Raw genomic sequence first — 14,940 nt, forward strand, 5'->3', positions numbered from 1 at the left:
TTATTTTTCATTGTCATCCCCATCATGTTTGGATTCCTTCAGAAGCGACTCCAGCTGCTCTCTGCGGTCAGCCTGCTTACTGAGGTTTTGATTCAGCAAGCTTTGGAAGGAGGATTCCTGCATGTTCCACTGCTCTTCCGTCAGGTCCTCTCCCTTGCGCGACTCTTCTTTACGGAACCTCTTAAGAAAATCAGAGATTGTGTTTGCCGACCATCCGGCTGCATGGGATTGTCTGTCTAGCGAAGCAAGAATGGCCTGCACTTGCTTCTCATCGTCAATCTTGTCGAGGAGCGTCACGTTCTCTCCTACACCCACCACATACAACCGGCCTGACAGCTCTACAACCTGAAGAGAATTGTTCTGCCCCAGCGCAACCCCTCCGAGAGAGCGAACCGCACGGTTAGTTCCCCACATGCGATTACGCTGAGACAAAAATTTAATAAGTAATACAATTAAGCCGATAACTATAAATAGAGAGACAATGACCCAGATCACGCTGCCCGCGTAGCTGCCGGTACTGCCAGCCATTGGACTCTCGTCATTCCCGCTACCCGCTGCCGCGGCGAAGGCGGGCTGTACAGCAACGCCAACCGCAGTCAAGGAAATTAATCTCGTAGCATATGTAAGCATAGCTTAGCCAAGCGTTTTCTTAATCGCTTCGATTACGCGATCAGCTTGGAATGGTTTAACGATAAAGTCTTTTGCGCCGGCTTGGATCGCGTCGATAACCATCGCTTGCTGGCCCATCGCGGAGCACATAATCACTTTCGCATTGCCGTCCAGCTTTTTGATTTCTTTCAGCGCGGAAATGCCATCCATCTCCGGCATCGTGATGTCCATCGTAATCAGGTCAGGCTTAAGCTCCTTGTACTTCTCTACCGCCTGTGCGCCGTCTTGCGCTTCCCCGACGACCTCGTAGCCGTTCTTTGTCAGAATGTCTCGGATCATCATGCGCATGAATGCTGCGTCGTCTACGATTAGAATGCGGTTTGCCATCTTTTTTTCCTCCTAGAGTATTATTGCAATTTTTGAATGCGGTCCCATTGGCTTACGATATCCGTTACCCGTACACCAAAGTTCTCATCAATGACGACAACCTCACCCTTGGCAATCAGCTTGTTGTTCACCAGGATGTCGACAGGTTCGCCGGCCAGCTTGTCCAGCTCGATAATGGAGCCTTGGGACAATTCCAGAATATCCTTAATTTGCTTTTGGGTCCTACCTAATTCTACGGTAACTTTAAGCGGTATGTCGAGAAGTAAATTGAGGTTTGTCTCATCTGCTTGCACATATGGCGCTTGATTGAAGTTGGCGAACTGTACAGGCTGAACATTAACGTTTCGGTTTGCCGCGTGACCATAGGTCTGAGGACCCATTGGCTGCATCGGAATGTCGAACGCCGCGCTTTGCTGATAAGGATTATACGGCTGATTGTATTGCGATGCCGCTGCCGCCGGAGCTTGCTGGTACGAATCCTGGTAAGCCGGCTGCGGAGCCGGTGCAGGAGCTGGCGTTACCGCTGCCGCCGGTGCCGGTGTTGGCGCAGGCGCAGGAGCCGGAGTAGCCGCAATCTCTTCCTCAACGTCCCCCATCAGAATCGCAACCATCTGCTTCGCAAACGGTACGGGCAGAAGCTGCATGATGGTGGAATCTATTAAATCTCCAATCGTCAATCGGAAAGAGATTTTGATAAACACGTCTTCAGGCGGGAGCTGTCCCATTCCGCCGCCGCTGTCTACATCGAGAATGTCGATACCCGGAGGCGAAATATTAACGAAGCGGTTAAAAATCGTAGACATCGATGTCGCGGAGGAACCCATCATCTGGTTCATCGCTTCCTGAACGGCGCTGATATGAATCTCGTTCAGCTCCTGAAGCGTTACATCCCCTTCTCCGCCGAGCATAAGGTCGGCAATGACCTGCGCGTCCTTTGTTTTGATCACTAGCGAATTAATCCCCTGGAAGCCGTCTACGTACTGTACGCTGACCGCCACATGAGGCTTGGGAAACTCGTTCGCAAGATCCTCGCGTTTAATGAAGGTAACCTGAGGCGTCGTAATATCGACTTTCTTGCCTAGCAAGGTAGATAAAGCCGTTGCCGCGCTGCCAAACGTGATATTGCCGATTTCCCCCAGAGCATCCTGCTCGATGGAAGACAAAAAGTCCGACAGCTGATATTCGGAAGCCTGCGATTGCGATGAGGCGAGCTCGCTGGCTGTCTGATTAAGCAACGCGTCTATTTCCTCTTGCGATAAATAATCTTTACTCGTCATTTTCTTCTTCCGCTCCTTCGCTGACAACTTGATCCACTTGCACGGCTATCCGATCCTTGACGGAGCCCGGACTTCCGATAAACTTCAGCTTCTCGCCAACCTTGATGCGGAGGCCGTCATCTATCGGTTTATTTAACGAAATGACGTCACCTACCGCGAGACCCAAAAATTCCTTAATCGTAATGACCGATTCGCCAAGCTCGGCAACGATTGGGAGCTTCGCTTTGCTTACGCGCTGCTCCAGCATTTCGACTTCCTCTGGAATTCTCTCTTTTTTCTGGGAGACAAACCAGTGGTGAGCAGACAACCGCGGCATAATCGGTTCGATAACGACATGAGGGATACATAAATTGATCATCCCCGTCGTATCTCCGATCTTCGTGCTAAGCGAGATCAATGCGATCGTTTCGTTTGGCGAGACAATCTGCATGAATTGCGGATTCGTCTCCAGCGCCTCCAGACGAGGTGATATATCTATGATCGTCTTCCATGCTTCCTGCAAGCTTTCAAACGCCCTGGCGAAAATCCGTTCCATAATAATGGTCTCGATCTCCGTCAGATTGTTGATCTTGGAAGGCGCCATCCCCTGCCCGCCGAGCATTCTGTCCAGCATCGCATAAGCAACGTTAGGATGAACCTCGAGCACCATGCGCCCTTCCAGCGGCTCCGCTTCAAATATGTTCAGAATCGTCATCTTCGGTATCGAGCGGATAAATTCATCGTACGGCAGCTGCTCGACCTGCACGACATTGATCTGAACGAACGTACGAAGCTGCGCTGAGAAATAGGTTGTCAAATATCGCGCGAAGTTTTCGTGTATGCGTGTTAAGCTTCGTATGTGATCCTTCGAGAATCGAGTAGCGCGCTTGAAATCATAGACTCTAACTTTTCGCGTAACCTCTTCTTTTTTCAGCTCATCCGCATCCATCTCACCCGATGACAAAGCAGCCAGCAGCGCGTCTATCTCATTCTGCGATAGTACATCAACCAATTCTCTCACCCCCTTCAAGGAATGTCGGCAACAAGCTTATAACTGCTGCATGATAAAATTCGTAATTTCCACTTTAACCAGCTTTTTGCCTTCCGGCAGAATCGGATTAATCAAGTTCAGAAGCTTCGATTCCAGCATATCCTCGCCTTGCGAGCCGTTAAGCTCAGCTGCCGTCAAATCGGCAACGGTACGGTTAATGATTGGCCTTACTTCAATTTCAAGGATCTTGTCGAACTCTTCCTTTGTCTTCTTGCTGTCCAGCTGGAACGCAAAGCTCATTACTACGACATAGTCCGAATCTTTCAGGTTGCGTTTGAAATCCTTCAGCTCGGATGTAACGGATACCAGCTCGTCCGCGGAAAGATGCTTCACCGTAACGGGTGCCTTTTCCGGATCGGGCTTATCCGTGTCGTTAAAAAATGATTTGTACATGATGATGGATACAATTGCGATCAGCGTAATTGCTAGCAAGGTTGTGACTAGCCATGGCAACATTTTTTTCATCTCTATGGACCCTCCGTATGTTCGATCTTCTGGGTCGCTGCAAGAACGCCGATTGAACGAATATAACTCTGAATTAGCTGTACCAGCTCGGCTGCGCTCTCCGTTACGATAAACTTCTTGCCCGTAGTGAGCGTTATGATCGTATCCGGAGTTTCTTCTATCAATTCGATAAGAAGAGCGTTAATCATCAGCTTTGAGCCATTCAATCGAGTTACGGTAATCATAAGCTCCCCCCTCGCTGATTCGGGGGCTGATAACAGCCCCCTTCAGTCATGACCGATGGCTATTGCGCGAAGCTATTAACGTTTCAGGTTAACGACCTCTTGCAAAATCTCATCGGATGTGGTGATGATGCGTGAATTCGCCTGGAAGCCGCGCTGCGCAACGATCATCTCGGTGAATTCGTTCGTCAGGTCGACGTTCGACATTTCCAGCTGGCCCGCGATAATGGCACCCGTGCCAAGTTCAGCATCATCCGCCGTTACAATCTCGAACTGGCCGTCCGGATTGGCATTGGCCGTTACCCGGTACAGGTTGCCGCCTACTTTTTCCAGACCGCTCGGGTTAACCACTTTTACGACCCCAAGCTGCGCGACGGCTTCCGTACCGTCCGCCGTTACCGCCAGAATCGATCCGTCTTGACCGATCGAGAAGGAGGTTACATCCTCTCCGAGCACGATTGGCTCGCCGTCGGAGGAAAGAACAAACATGCCGTCGGCATTAACGAGCTGTCTGTTGCCATCCAAGGTGAAGTTGCCCGCGCGCGTCAGATAAGTAGGAGAATCCCCTCCGGCCGATACCGCGAAGAAGCCGTCTCCGTCAATGCGAAGGTCGGTTGGCACGTTTGTCGTCATCGCGCTGCCCGGCGTATGGATCGTATCGATCGAAGAGATGGTTACGCCAAGACCAATCTGCTTCGCGTTGACGCCGCCCTGCTCCCCTTCGAGAGACGCGGTAACACCTGAAGTGGTCTGGCTCAGAATATCGCTGAACATAACGCGGCCGCCCTTGAATCCTACCGTATTAACGTTAGCGATGTTGTTGCCGATTACGTCAAGCTTTGTCTGGAAACCGCGCATACCCGATACGCCGGAATACATGGATCTAAGCATTTATATAACTCCTCCTAAAAAGAAATGGACTTCCGGATCTCTTGCGTAATGGCTGCTTCAGTCGGTCGGCAGCCAAAGGGCCCCCTTAGCGGTCCAGCCCTAGCTCAAGATCACCGCGCTGTCGATATTCGTAAACACATTGCTTTGCATTTGCTTGCCGTCCATCGCCGTCACTACCGTCCGGCTGGGGACATTTACGATCATCGCAATGTCTTTCATTACAATTAAAGAATCTTTTGCGCCTTTAGACTCGGCTTCATCCACCGCGTTCATAATCTTGGTCAACGATTCCGGCTGCAGCTGAATTCCTCGCTGCTTCATCCGCACTTCCGCGTGCTGGCTGAATTTAAGCACCTTGGCATCAAGCATATCTTTGAAGCCGCCGGCTTGCTGCGGACGCGTTGCCGCATTCTTGGCACCGGTCAGTGGCGGCGTGCCGACAGGAAACAGATGGCTGATTTTCACTCCGTCATTCATGCGGAACCATCTTCCTGTTCGCTTGAACTTGAATTTGTATCCGCCGTTCCCTCCGTGCTCCCGGTGGTCTCTTCACTACCGTCGCCGGATTGATTAGCTTCCGGTGCTTTATCGGATACCGTCACGACATCGCTAAGCTTAATCATCGTTTCATCCGTAAATTTGGCATACAAAGTACCGTCCTGAGAAACGATGGAATTGACCGTGTCGTACATCAGCTTGGTCTGGCCTGCGTCATCCAGCTCGTACCAGGAAACGGTTTTTCCGATAATCGAAGATGCCGTGCCCAGATTTTGATTAAGCAGGGAAAGCTGATCCGACATATTCATCAGCTGCTCAACGGAAGTAAACTGAGCCATCTGCGTAATGAACGCTGCGTTATCCTGCGGCTGCAGCGGATCCTGGTTTTTCAGCTGGGTCACGAGCAATTCCAGAAACGCATCCTTGCCTAACGCATTTTTGTCGGTATCCTTGCCAGCGGCCTTTACGTTCGAAGTGCTGTAATTCGGCCACATGACTTTCGAAGATACTGTCGCCATAAACTCACCTCCATCCTACACGCGTACCGTCTAAGGAGCTTTTGATTATGCCGTCACATTGACGGCTCGTCCGTAGCCTAAATCCTGTATCGCCTGCTGCTCGGCAACATCAGACTCAAAATCCTCCTGCAACCCGTCGCCTTTGGATTTATTTTGATTGGAAAAAGCCTGTTGACCGGTTCCTTGACCATGCTGGCCGTTGGATAAATGCGCGGCCGATTGGCCGTACGTTACTTCAAGCTTGTCGACCGACAAGCCTTGCTGCTGCAAAGCAACTCTTAACTGCGCCATTTGATTGTCAAGCGCATCCTTAGCGCTTGCGTTATCGGCATGGAACAATGCCGTAAGTTGTCCGTTATGCATCGTTATGCGCACATCAACCTGTCCAAGCTCTTTGGGAAATAGCTGAATAGTCGCTTCCGACATGCCGTTGCCATGCTTGATGTCCAGCTTTTGAATGAAATCCTTCATGTTATCCGCGAAATCGGTAACCGGAACGGACGCTTGGACAACGGGGGTTAGCTTTGCTGCATGGGGCGCCGTTTGACGAATGACATCAGCAAACGATTGGCCGGCTGTTACGGTAGGTACCTGCTCGTCCGTTTCGCCGGACGCTTCCGTCTCTTCCTTCGTAACTTGCTGATCGGTTGTCGCCGCTAGCGCAACCGGATGTACCGCGCGTTCTGTTAATCGCTGCAAATGAACGGATATTGCAGGGGCAGCAGCTGTAACCGTGATTTCCGGCGCTTGCTCTGCGGATACGACCGGCGTCTCGGTGCGAACGCTCAAGTCCTTCTGCTTTTGGACGAATTGCTGCAAAGCCTCAAGCTGTTGTCCAATCAGTTGAACCGGCTCCTGAAGTCCGATTTGCTTCATGGTCCCTTCCTGCATTGCCGTTTGAAGCTGCAGCAAGGAATCCTGAACCTTACTTACGATTGCGGCCAGCTGCTGATTCGAATTCTGATCCCCTGCGGGCGGCTGATTGGAAGCGTCGCCCTTTGGAGTCTGAAGCTGTACCGGCATCGGAATCCCTAGCAGTGCAAGCAAAGCCTGCAGTTGATCCAGCATGGAAGCTGGCTCCGACGTATCCTGATCTTGGCTATCAGCCGATGGGGCGGACAAATCCGACTTGATCTTTTCCAGATCCGCGAGCAATTGATCGATGATTTCCATCAGGTCAGCCGTTGCATCGGTCAGAACATCCGAGTCCGTTACGGCAGCAGTGTCAGCCGCAGCTGCCGCTCCGCCTGTTGCAGTCTGATTGTTTACCGATACATCCTTTGTTGCTTGCGCTTCCTTGCCGGAAGCGGCTTGCTGCGCGTTGTCAGCCTTATCCGCCGCAGACGAAGCTGCGCCGGTTTTATCCGAAGCGCCTTTGTCGCCTTTCATCTGAGTCGCAAGCGTCTTTTGAAATTTGTCATTTCCGCCGGATTTCGCTTGAGTCGATGCGTTGTTTGCAGTCGCGGCTGGTGCCGGCGTTGCGGCTTGAGGAATGATCATCTCCATTAATTGATTCACCTCCTCTCTCTTAGCTGCCTGCCATGAGCTTAGACATCAGCTGAGCGGTAATCGTTTGATTAATGCCGGACATTTCCGCCAAAATTCCGGAACGAGTCTTGTCATCCACGGTATTCAGAATGCGGATAACTTTACTTGGGCTGATATCCGCCATTTTAATTAACAGTTCCCCTGCGCTTTTGGCATCCATTGCTGCGAATGTAGCGCTCAATTGATTGCTGCTCAGCTGCGAGGAAGGCTGCTTGGTTTCCGTCGGCTTGGCTTTTTTCAGCTCAGCCTGCAGCGCGGCAATCTGTCTATCCTTCGCCGTTACGGTATCCTTCAGCGCCATCGTTGCGTCGGCCGCCGTTTGAGGGTTCATTTTTTCCAGAATCCGAACTCTGTCGTCCGGTCTCATGGAATCCAAGACAAGCACCATTTCATCCATGGTCATGCTTTGCAGAATCGGAGCAGCTTTACTTGGGGTAATTTTGCTGTACATGCTCGCAAGCTCTTGGATTTTCGCCTGATAAGCGGCGTCGTCCGCTGCTTTTTTTTCATTAGAAGACTTAAGCGAATCAATCTGATCCTGCATGCTTTTTAATTCCTGCTCTTGGGTTGCCTTCGTCTGGTTGGTTTGGGCAAGCTCGGCTTCCTTCTCCTGCAGCTGCGCCTGGAGCTCATCGATCTTACGGCTCATGTTGGCCGATTTCAGCTGGTCGTCGTTAGCTTTTCCGTCAGCTGTCTTTGGATCGGGAAGTACATCCTTCAGATAGGGAATCGAGTTGCCGATCTCCAGCATTTGATTACGGGTTTCCGTATTAAACAAAATATATAACGCGCCCAAAAGGACTATCGTAAACAAGATCGGCGTCATAAAAAACATCAACCGTTCGAAGCCGCTGTACCCCTGCTTCTCCATTTCCATATCCGACACTGTCATTCACTCCCTTTACCTTGCGCCGCAGATCATGATGGAAGGGATACCTTGAAGCGGTTGGTAGCCATTTCATCCAGCTCGTTCTGTTCCTTGATCTGCATTACATGCCGGAACCGGTCTTTGGCATGCTCTTTCGCTTTAAGCCAAACCTTCTCATCCTTCATTCGGTCCGCGAGGTTTGTCCGGTTGTATTCAACCTTTCGTTCAGCCTGCCTGACATCCGTAAGCTTGCTTGATATGCAGGAATCCAAATATTCCAGATAATGCTGCATCAGCTGCAGCTCAGCGAGAGAAACAGCTTCACTCGAGCTCTCGTGCTGCTTGGTTTCCCATTCTGCCCGTTTCGTCCGCAGCTCCGAAAGACTTAGTTCTTCCGCCTGCAGAACACCAATTGCGGAAGATAGCTGCCACTCAGCCTGCGTCTTCTCGCTTGACTTCAAGTCTACGATTTTTTGATAAGCGTATCGAAAGGCTGCCATTTACCCGTCGTCATCTCCCGTGGAATTCCTGAATTAATCTTTCCTTTGAATCGGCCAAAGTGACCTTTTCGTTTGTCTTTTGCCTTGTAAATTGATAGATTGCGTCAATATTTTCGATGGCCGTATCAATTTTTTCGTTTGTACCCCTCTGGTACGCCCCTATATTGATGAGGTCTTCCGAATCTCTATAAACAGAGAGTAACATCTTTAACTGATTTGCTGCTTCCTGATGCTCTTCCGTCACGATTTCCTTCATGACGCGGCTGACAGACGCCAGAACATCGATAGCAGGAAAATGCCCTTTATTCGCTAGCTGCCTGTTAAGCACGATGTGACCGTCCAATATGCCGCGCACCGCGTCGGCGATCGGTTCGTTCATGTCGTCGCCGTCAACCAAAACGGTATAGAATGCGGTAATCGAGCCGTTAGGCCCTGTTCCCGCCCGTTCCAGAAGCTTGGGGAGTGTTGCGAATACGGAAGGCGTGTAGCCTCTAGTGGCAGGCGGCTCGCCGATGGCAAGGCCAACTTCGCGCTGCGCCATGGCGTAACGGGTAACCGAGTCCATCATCAGCATGACGTTTAATCCGCGGTCGCGGAAATATTCCGCAATGGAAGTTGCGATAAGAGCTCCCTTAATCCGGATTAGAGCAGGCTGATCGGAGGTTGCTACAATTACAACCGAGCGGGCAAGTCCTTCAGGACCAAGATCCTTCTCGATAAATTCGAGCACCTCGCGGCCGCGTTCGCCAATTAATGCAATGACGTTGACGTCAGCGGAAGTATTGCGGGCGATCATGCCAAGCAGCGTACTTTTGCCGACGCCCGAGCCTGCAAAAATACCTACGCGCTGGCCTCTGCCAACGGTAAGCAAACCGTCAATCGCGCGGACGCCAATGCTCAAAGTCTCCTGTACCCGGGGACGCGCAAGCGGATTGCTAGGCTCATTGTGGGTCGAGTAATGCTGCATGCGGCTCGGCAAAAAAGATCCGTCAAGCGGCTGCCCCAAACCGTCAAGCACCTTGCCAAGCAATTCGGAACCAACCTGCACCGATAACGGCTTTCCGGTCCCGACAACGTCGCAGCCCGGGCTTATCGCATGCAATTCGCCCAAAGGCATTAGAATGACTTTATTATCACGGAAGCCTACGACCTCGGCTTTAATCGGTTTGGCACCTTTTGCCGGGTAGATCAGGCAGACATCGCCGATGCTTGCATCCGGTCCTTCCGATTCCACGGTAAGACCGATAACCTGCGTGACCTTGCCGTTCACGCGTATAGGGTCAAGATGACGAAGCTGGTCCATATATTTGGAGCTGTCCAGTTTAATACCGTTCATCCGGGATGCTCCGTTCTTCATGGCTTTGGTTGGCAAGCTGTACAAGCTCGCGCTTGATCTCGGACAATTGCGTATCAATCCGCGCATCTATGCTTCCGTAAGCGGAACGGATGACGCAGCCGAAATCTTTGACCGTTGCGTCGGGAATAATCTGAAGCTCAGCCTGCGAGTCGATAACAAGATTAAGCTCTTCCCTTGCCGCCTGGACAAAAGCTAGCTGCCCCGGAGCAACGCATAGGGCGATAACGCCTTGTTCCCTTCGCCTCGACAATGCTTTGCGGATTAGTTCAAGTGCCATTTCAGGCGCTTCCGACAGCTGTCTGCCGATTACTTTTTCCGAGATAGAGACGCTAAGCTCTACCAGAAAAGGCTCAGCCTCTTGAATAATCTGCTCTCGCATCTCGTAAGCGGATTTCAGAACGGCATTGGCTTCTTCCAGACGGCTTTCCCATTCCTGCCGCATAGTCTGCTCGGCATGCGCTTGGCCTTCAGCATAACCCTGCTCAAAGCCTGCTTGACGGGAAGCTTCGAAATGCCTTTCATCTTCCAGCCGTTTCTCAAGCCACCAGGCATCGATATCGGCTTCGGCTTTTGCCAGCATTTGCTCGCTTTGTTCGCCTGCTTCGCGAATACGTTCTTCTGCAAAAATTTGTGCATCCGAGATGATCTGGTCGCGAATGGAGATGGTCTCTTCATCCGGGCCTGCCTCTTCAATAATCTCTTCGGTCACCGCTACTTGCTCAGCAGCATGTTTGTTAAGCCAATAGAGCTGTTTCAGCTGATCAAGCGCGATTACGCTTGAAGACTTTATCAAATTAGACAATGATATCATCTCCTCCGCCGCGGGCGATGATGATCTCACCGGCTTCTTCTAGCCTGCGAATCGTAGCGACGATACGGGTCTGAGCCTCTTCAACGTCACGCAGCCGGACAGGACCCATAAATTCCATTTCTTCCTTGAACGTATCGGACATCCGCTTCGACATGTTGCGGAAGATCGCTTCCCGCACTTCCTCGCTTGCCACCTTGAGGGCGAGCTGAAGATCGGCATTCTCCACGTCGCGGATAATGCGCTGAATCGAACGGTTGTCGATATTGACGATATCTTCGAAGACGAACATGCGTTTTTTGATTTCTTCCGCCAATTCCGGATCTTCGATTTCGAGAGCATCCAGAATGGTTCGTTCCGTACCGCGGTCTACGCCGTTCAAAATTTGAACGATCGAATCGATGCCGCCTGCATTCGTATAGTCCTGTGTTACCGTAGCAGAGAGTTTTTGCTCGAGAACGCGTTCAACCTGACTGATAACCTCAGGCGAAGTACTGTCCATCAAGGCAATTCTGCGGGCAACGTCCGCCTGCTTCTCTTGCGGCAAGGACGATAAAATATGCGAGGATTGCTCGGACTGCAGATACGATAGGACGAGCGCGATTGTCTGCGAGTTCTCGTTTTGGATAAAGTTAAGGATTTGCGTCGGTTCAGCCTTGCGGGCAAAGTCGAACGGTCTGACTTGAAGCGTAGCCGTCAAACGGTTAATGACTTCAACAGCCTTCTGTTCGCCAAGCGCCTTCTCCAAAATCTCTTTCGCGTACGAGATACCGCCTTGCGAAATATATTCCTGCGCCAGACAGATTTGATGAAAATCGCTCAATATCTGTTCTCTCTCCGCACTGTCTACTTTGCGGACATTGGCAATTTCGAGAGTAAGCTGTTCGATCTCTTCTTCTCTCAAATGTTTGAAAATTTGGGCGGATACTTCTGGCCCGAGCGTAATAAGCAGAATCGCCGCCTTTTGCCGACCGGTTAATCCATTAAGCGGTTTTGCCACGGGAGCCACCTCTATTCATCCACAAGCCAGGTGCGGAGCAAGTTGACGAACTCTTCCGGCTTGCGTTTGGCGAGTGTTTCGAGATTTTTTCTTGCCTGACTGTCATTGTTAACTGTTTCAAAATCAATTGTAGGGAATTCCGGTTTAGCCGGTGTTTCCATCAACGCGGCTGCTTCGGCTGCTGCCGCTTCTTCAGCTTGTTTTCTGCGTCTGCGGACAAGCATAATGGCAAGACCGCCGATCAAAGCAAGCGCCGCTGCGCCAAGTCCAATCGCCCATTGCATCGACAGACCGCTGGAAGAAGTTCCCGCATCCGTTGCCGCGAAATTCTGACCGAGAATTGTAACCTTTTTCGCAATCATTGCGTCATCATTAACATCTTGACCGGAATCAGCCAGCTGCGCGCGGACAAGTGAGCTAAGGAAATTCGTTAACTCTTGCCGGGATTGATCCGTGAGCTTGCTCTGTTCAACACCGATGCTGATCGACAAATCCTTCAGCTGGTACGGTGCGGATTCAATCTGATTGTTAATGCGGTCGTAATCATAGTTGGTTACCCGCGAGTTTTGCTCGGAAGAGCCGTTCGTATTATCCGTTGCCGTATAACCGGGTACATCCGTTTCTCCCGTACCGGCGACACCGCCTGCATTAGCCGAACCATTGGTTGTTGTGCTGTTGTCTTGTTGTTCGCTTACGATAATGCCGTTATTGTTGTTGTTCTCAAGCGGTCTGACCAGATTCTCCTGAGTCACCTTCTTGTCGAAGTTAAAGCTGCTTGCAACGCTGATAACGAGATTGTCTCCAAGCATCGGAGCCAGGAACTGCTGGATATTTTTCTTCACTTCGGCTTCGTACTTCCGTTGAATCATGAAGTGGCTTTCCGCAGCATCGGTTGCAGCGCCAATCTTGTTGCCGTCGATTTCGGAGGAAACCAGCTCGCCTTGCGGACTAGAGATCGTGATATCCTGAATCGCAAGCTTCGGAACCGCCGTCTTCACCAGATTGTAATAACCGTCAACCTCTTGCTGGCTTGGACGGTAACCCGGCGTAAAGTTCATCATGATGGAGGCGGATGCCTGTTCCTTCTCTTCCGGAGTCAGGAATACCGATTCCTTCGGAAGGTTGATGAGTACTTTCGAGCTCTGCACGCCTTGCATCCGGTTCAGTAATTGCTGCACCTCTCCGTTTAGAGCGTTAATGTACTTCACGTTAAATTCATTCTCGGTTTGTCCGAAAGCACTTCCGCCTTCAAAAGCTTCGAATCCGATCGATCCGTTCTGCACAAGACCCTGTGAACCAACGTCAACCCGGGTTCTCGTCGCTACCGCGCTAGGTACCGAGATGCTCTGACCGTCCGCGCTTAATTTATAAGGAATACCGTTTCCGTCCAAATAAGTCATTATTGCTGCCGCATCTGTGGTGTCAAGGTTTTGAAATGCTACTTCGTAATCCGTTCTTGTGAATATGTAAGTCAAAATCACGATTGTTAACAACAATGCACCAATGGATGCCCCCAGCCCTATTTTTTGTTTTTTGCCCATCTGCCCCCAAAACTGCGTAAGTCTTTGGCGGTATTGGGCGATTCTTTCGTTCACGTTGTCACCTCACCCAGCTTCTGTCTAGTTCGAAAGCCCCATTACACCGACATTCGCATAATTTCTTGATACGCATCAATGACTTTATTGCGAATTTGTGTTGTCAGCTGTAAGCTAAGCTCTGCTTTCTGAGTTGCGATGAGGACCTGTGAAACATCAACCTCGCCAATTAAGTATTTATCGTTTAACTTATGTACCTCTTTTTCCTGTGCATCCACGCTATTAAGTGCGCTCTCCAAGTATTGCCCGAAAGAATTCATCGACTCAGCAGGTGTTGCCTGCTGCTGCGGCTTCGCAGTTTCAAGCAGCTTGTTAACGGCTTGTGCGGGATTAAGTTGCAACGGTTGAATCATGCCCGTCCCTCCGTCATCGTTATTTTACTTTACTTCCCAATCTCCAGCGCCTTTGTAAACATGGCTTTAGACGCATTCAGAGCTGTTACATTGGCCTCGTATGAACGAGAAGCCGAAATCATGTCAACCATTTCTTTCGCCACATCAACGTTAGGCATATGGACATATCCGTCCGCATCCGCGTCCGGGTGAGTTGGATTATAGACAAGCTTGGTAGGCGACTGATCCTCGATAATTCTAGTTGCCTTTACACCTTGTGCTCCGGAAGTCCCTTCAAGCTGCTTGTTCAGCAGATCGGAGAAAGAGGAGTTTTGCGTCATTGGTTCAAGTACGACCATTTTCCGTTTATACGGAACGAATTGGCCATTCACGTAACCGGCGCGGGTTGTTTCAGCATTCGCGATGTTTGAGGAAATAACGTCCATTCGCAAACGCTGTGCGGTTAGTGCGGAAGCACTGGCGTCGAAGCTGCTAGAAATTCTCACTTCCTGTTATCTCCCTTCAATGGCTGTCTTCATCATCTTCACGTCATGATTGATTTGCTGAATATAAAAATTGTAGCTGAGTTGATTTTTAGCGAGCAAAGACATCTCGCGGTCGATGTCGACGTTGTTCTCATTGTTATTCATTTCGGACAAGTTATCGGTCTGTGTCTGTGCGGTTGGGACTATTCCGCTGGTCCTGCCTATCGGAATATGACCCTCGTTCGTCCGCTTGCCCTGAAGGACGGTTTGTCCTCCCATCTCTTGACTGAGAAGCTCTTCAAACAAAACTTCCGAACGTTTGAAGTTTGGAGTGTCGACATTTGCGATGTTATTGGCTACGACCCCTTGTCGCAATTCTGCAGCCTTGAGCGCGCCTTCCAATCGCCCAAATGATGTGCCATTCAATAGATTCACGTTCCTGTGTCACCACTTTCAATTAGAAGATCTTAGTAAAGTATTCAACAGATTGCGAACCATTCCTTCTTTGTTCGACATTAAATTATGAAAAAAATGAGACGATACTGTCGAGT

The 14,940-nt window shown here is 50.5% G+C and carries 19 protein-coding genes; all 19 read right to left on the reverse strand.

Annotated features, from left to right (window positions below):
• Positions 1-600, reverse strand: coding sequence for a flagellar biosynthetic protein FliO (locus tag PGL01S_RS17245; RefSeq protein WP_164775499.1), 600 nt, complete (start codon positions 598-600; stop codon positions 1-3).
• A gap of 33 nt (positions 601-633) precedes the next feature.
• The gene (locus PGL01S_RS17250) at positions 634-996 is read right to left on the reverse strand and encodes a response regulator (RefSeq protein ID WP_015845017.1); all 363 of its coding nucleotides are present in this window, start codon (positions 994-996) and stop codon (positions 634-636) included.
• Positions 997-1,016: 20 nt separating this feature from the next.
• A complete protein-coding gene (fliY, locus tag PGL01S_RS17255; protein ID WP_127495821.1) occupies positions 1,017-2,273 on the reverse strand; it encodes a flagellar motor switch phosphatase FliY in 1,257 nt (418 codons plus the stop codon).
• Complete coding sequence (fliM, locus tag PGL01S_RS17260; protein ID WP_127495822.1) at positions 2,263-3,264, reverse strand: flagellar motor switch protein FliM; 1,002 nt, start codon at positions 3,262-3,264, stop codon at positions 2,263-2,265. The genes fliY and fliM overlap by 11 nt, the downstream gene beginning before the upstream one ends.
• 36 nt (positions 3,265-3,300) lie before the next feature.
• Complete coding sequence (locus tag PGL01S_RS17265; protein WP_127495823.1) at positions 3,301-3,768, reverse strand: flagellar basal body-associated FliL family protein; 468 nt, start codon at positions 3,766-3,768, stop codon at positions 3,301-3,303.
• 2 nt (positions 3,769-3,770) lie between these two features.
• A complete protein-coding gene (locus PGL01S_RS17270) occupies positions 3,771-3,992 on the reverse strand; it encodes a flagellar FlbD family protein (protein WP_127495824.1) in 222 nt (73 codons plus the stop codon).
• A gap of 75 nt (positions 3,993-4,067) precedes the next feature.
• Positions 4,068-4,880 carry a flagellar basal body rod protein FlgG gene (gene flgG / locus PGL01S_RS17275; RefSeq protein ID WP_127495825.1) on the reverse strand — a complete coding sequence of 271 codons (813 nt, stop codon included), beginning with the start codon at positions 4,878-4,880 and terminating at the stop codon, positions 4,068-4,070.
• A gap of 99 nt (positions 4,881-4,979) precedes the next feature.
• On the reverse strand, positions 4,980-5,357 hold the full coding sequence (locus PGL01S_RS17280) for a TIGR02530 family flagellar biosynthesis protein (RefSeq protein ID WP_127495826.1): 378 nt from the start codon (positions 5,355-5,357) through the stop codon (positions 4,980-4,982).
• Positions 5,354-5,896 (reverse strand): flagellar hook capping FlgD N-terminal domain-containing protein, encoded by a 543-nt coding sequence (locus tag PGL01S_RS17285; RefSeq protein ID WP_127495827.1) that lies wholly within the window; start codon positions 5,894-5,896, stop codon positions 5,354-5,356. Before PGL01S_RS17285 ends, PGL01S_RS17280 begins: the two co-directional genes overlap by 4 nt.
• Positions 5,897-5,941: 45 nt before the next feature.
• Positions 5,942-7,402, reverse strand: a complete 1,461-nt coding sequence (locus PGL01S_RS17290) for a flagellar hook-length control protein FliK (protein ID WP_127495828.1) — start codon at positions 7,400-7,402, stop codon at positions 5,942-5,944.
• A gap of 22 nt (positions 7,403-7,424) precedes the next feature.
• A complete protein-coding gene (locus tag PGL01S_RS17295; RefSeq protein WP_244935635.1) occupies positions 7,425-8,321 on the reverse strand; it encodes a MotE family protein in 897 nt (298 codons plus the stop codon).
• Positions 8,322-8,362: 41 nt separating this feature from the next.
• A complete protein-coding gene (fliJ, locus tag PGL01S_RS17300; RefSeq protein ID WP_127495830.1) occupies positions 8,363-8,812 on the reverse strand; it encodes a flagellar export protein FliJ in 450 nt (149 codons plus the stop codon).
• Positions 8,813-8,822: 10 nt separating this feature from the next.
• Entirely contained in the window at positions 8,823-10,148 is a 1,326-nt protein-coding gene (fliI, locus tag PGL01S_RS17305; RefSeq protein WP_127495831.1) for a flagellar protein export ATPase FliI, read from the reverse strand.
• The gene (locus PGL01S_RS17310; RefSeq protein WP_127495832.1) at positions 10,135-10,971 is read right to left on the reverse strand and encodes a FliH/SctL family protein; all 837 of its coding nucleotides are present in this window, start codon (positions 10,969-10,971) and stop codon (positions 10,135-10,137) included. The genes fliI and PGL01S_RS17310 overlap by 14 nt, the downstream gene beginning before the upstream one ends.
• Positions 10,964-11,977, reverse strand: a complete 1,014-nt coding sequence (gene fliG / locus PGL01S_RS17315) for a flagellar motor switch protein FliG (RefSeq protein WP_015845031.1) — start codon at positions 11,975-11,977, stop codon at positions 10,964-10,966. Before fliG ends, PGL01S_RS17310 begins: the two co-directional genes overlap by 8 nt.
• An 11-nt stretch (positions 11,978-11,988) precedes the next feature.
• Positions 11,989-13,572, reverse strand: a complete 1,584-nt coding sequence (gene fliF / locus PGL01S_RS17320; RefSeq protein WP_127495833.1) for a flagellar basal-body MS-ring/collar protein FliF — start codon at positions 13,570-13,572, stop codon at positions 11,989-11,991.
• Positions 13,573-13,613: 41 nt separating this feature from the next.
• Positions 13,614-13,925 carry a flagellar hook-basal body complex protein FliE gene (gene fliE / locus PGL01S_RS17325; protein ID WP_127495834.1) on the reverse strand — a complete coding sequence of 104 codons (312 nt, stop codon included), beginning with the start codon at positions 13,923-13,925 and terminating at the stop codon, positions 13,614-13,616.
• Between the two features lie 29 nt (positions 13,926-13,954).
• Entirely contained in the window at positions 13,955-14,410 is a 456-nt protein-coding gene (gene flgC, locus PGL01S_RS17330; protein WP_015845034.1) for a flagellar basal body rod protein FlgC, read from the reverse strand.
• Positions 14,411-14,416: 6 nt separating this feature from the next.
• Entirely contained in the window at positions 14,417-14,824 is a 408-nt protein-coding gene (gene flgB / locus PGL01S_RS17335; RefSeq protein ID WP_127495835.1) for a flagellar basal body rod protein FlgB, read from the reverse strand.
• Positions 14,825-14,940: the final 116 nt, after the last annotated feature.

Source organism: Paenibacillus glycanilyticus NBRC 16618, from assembly GCF_004000805.1.
GTDB classification, from domain to species: domain Bacteria; phylum Bacillota; class Bacilli; order Paenibacillales; family Paenibacillaceae; genus Pristimantibacillus; species Pristimantibacillus glycanilyticus.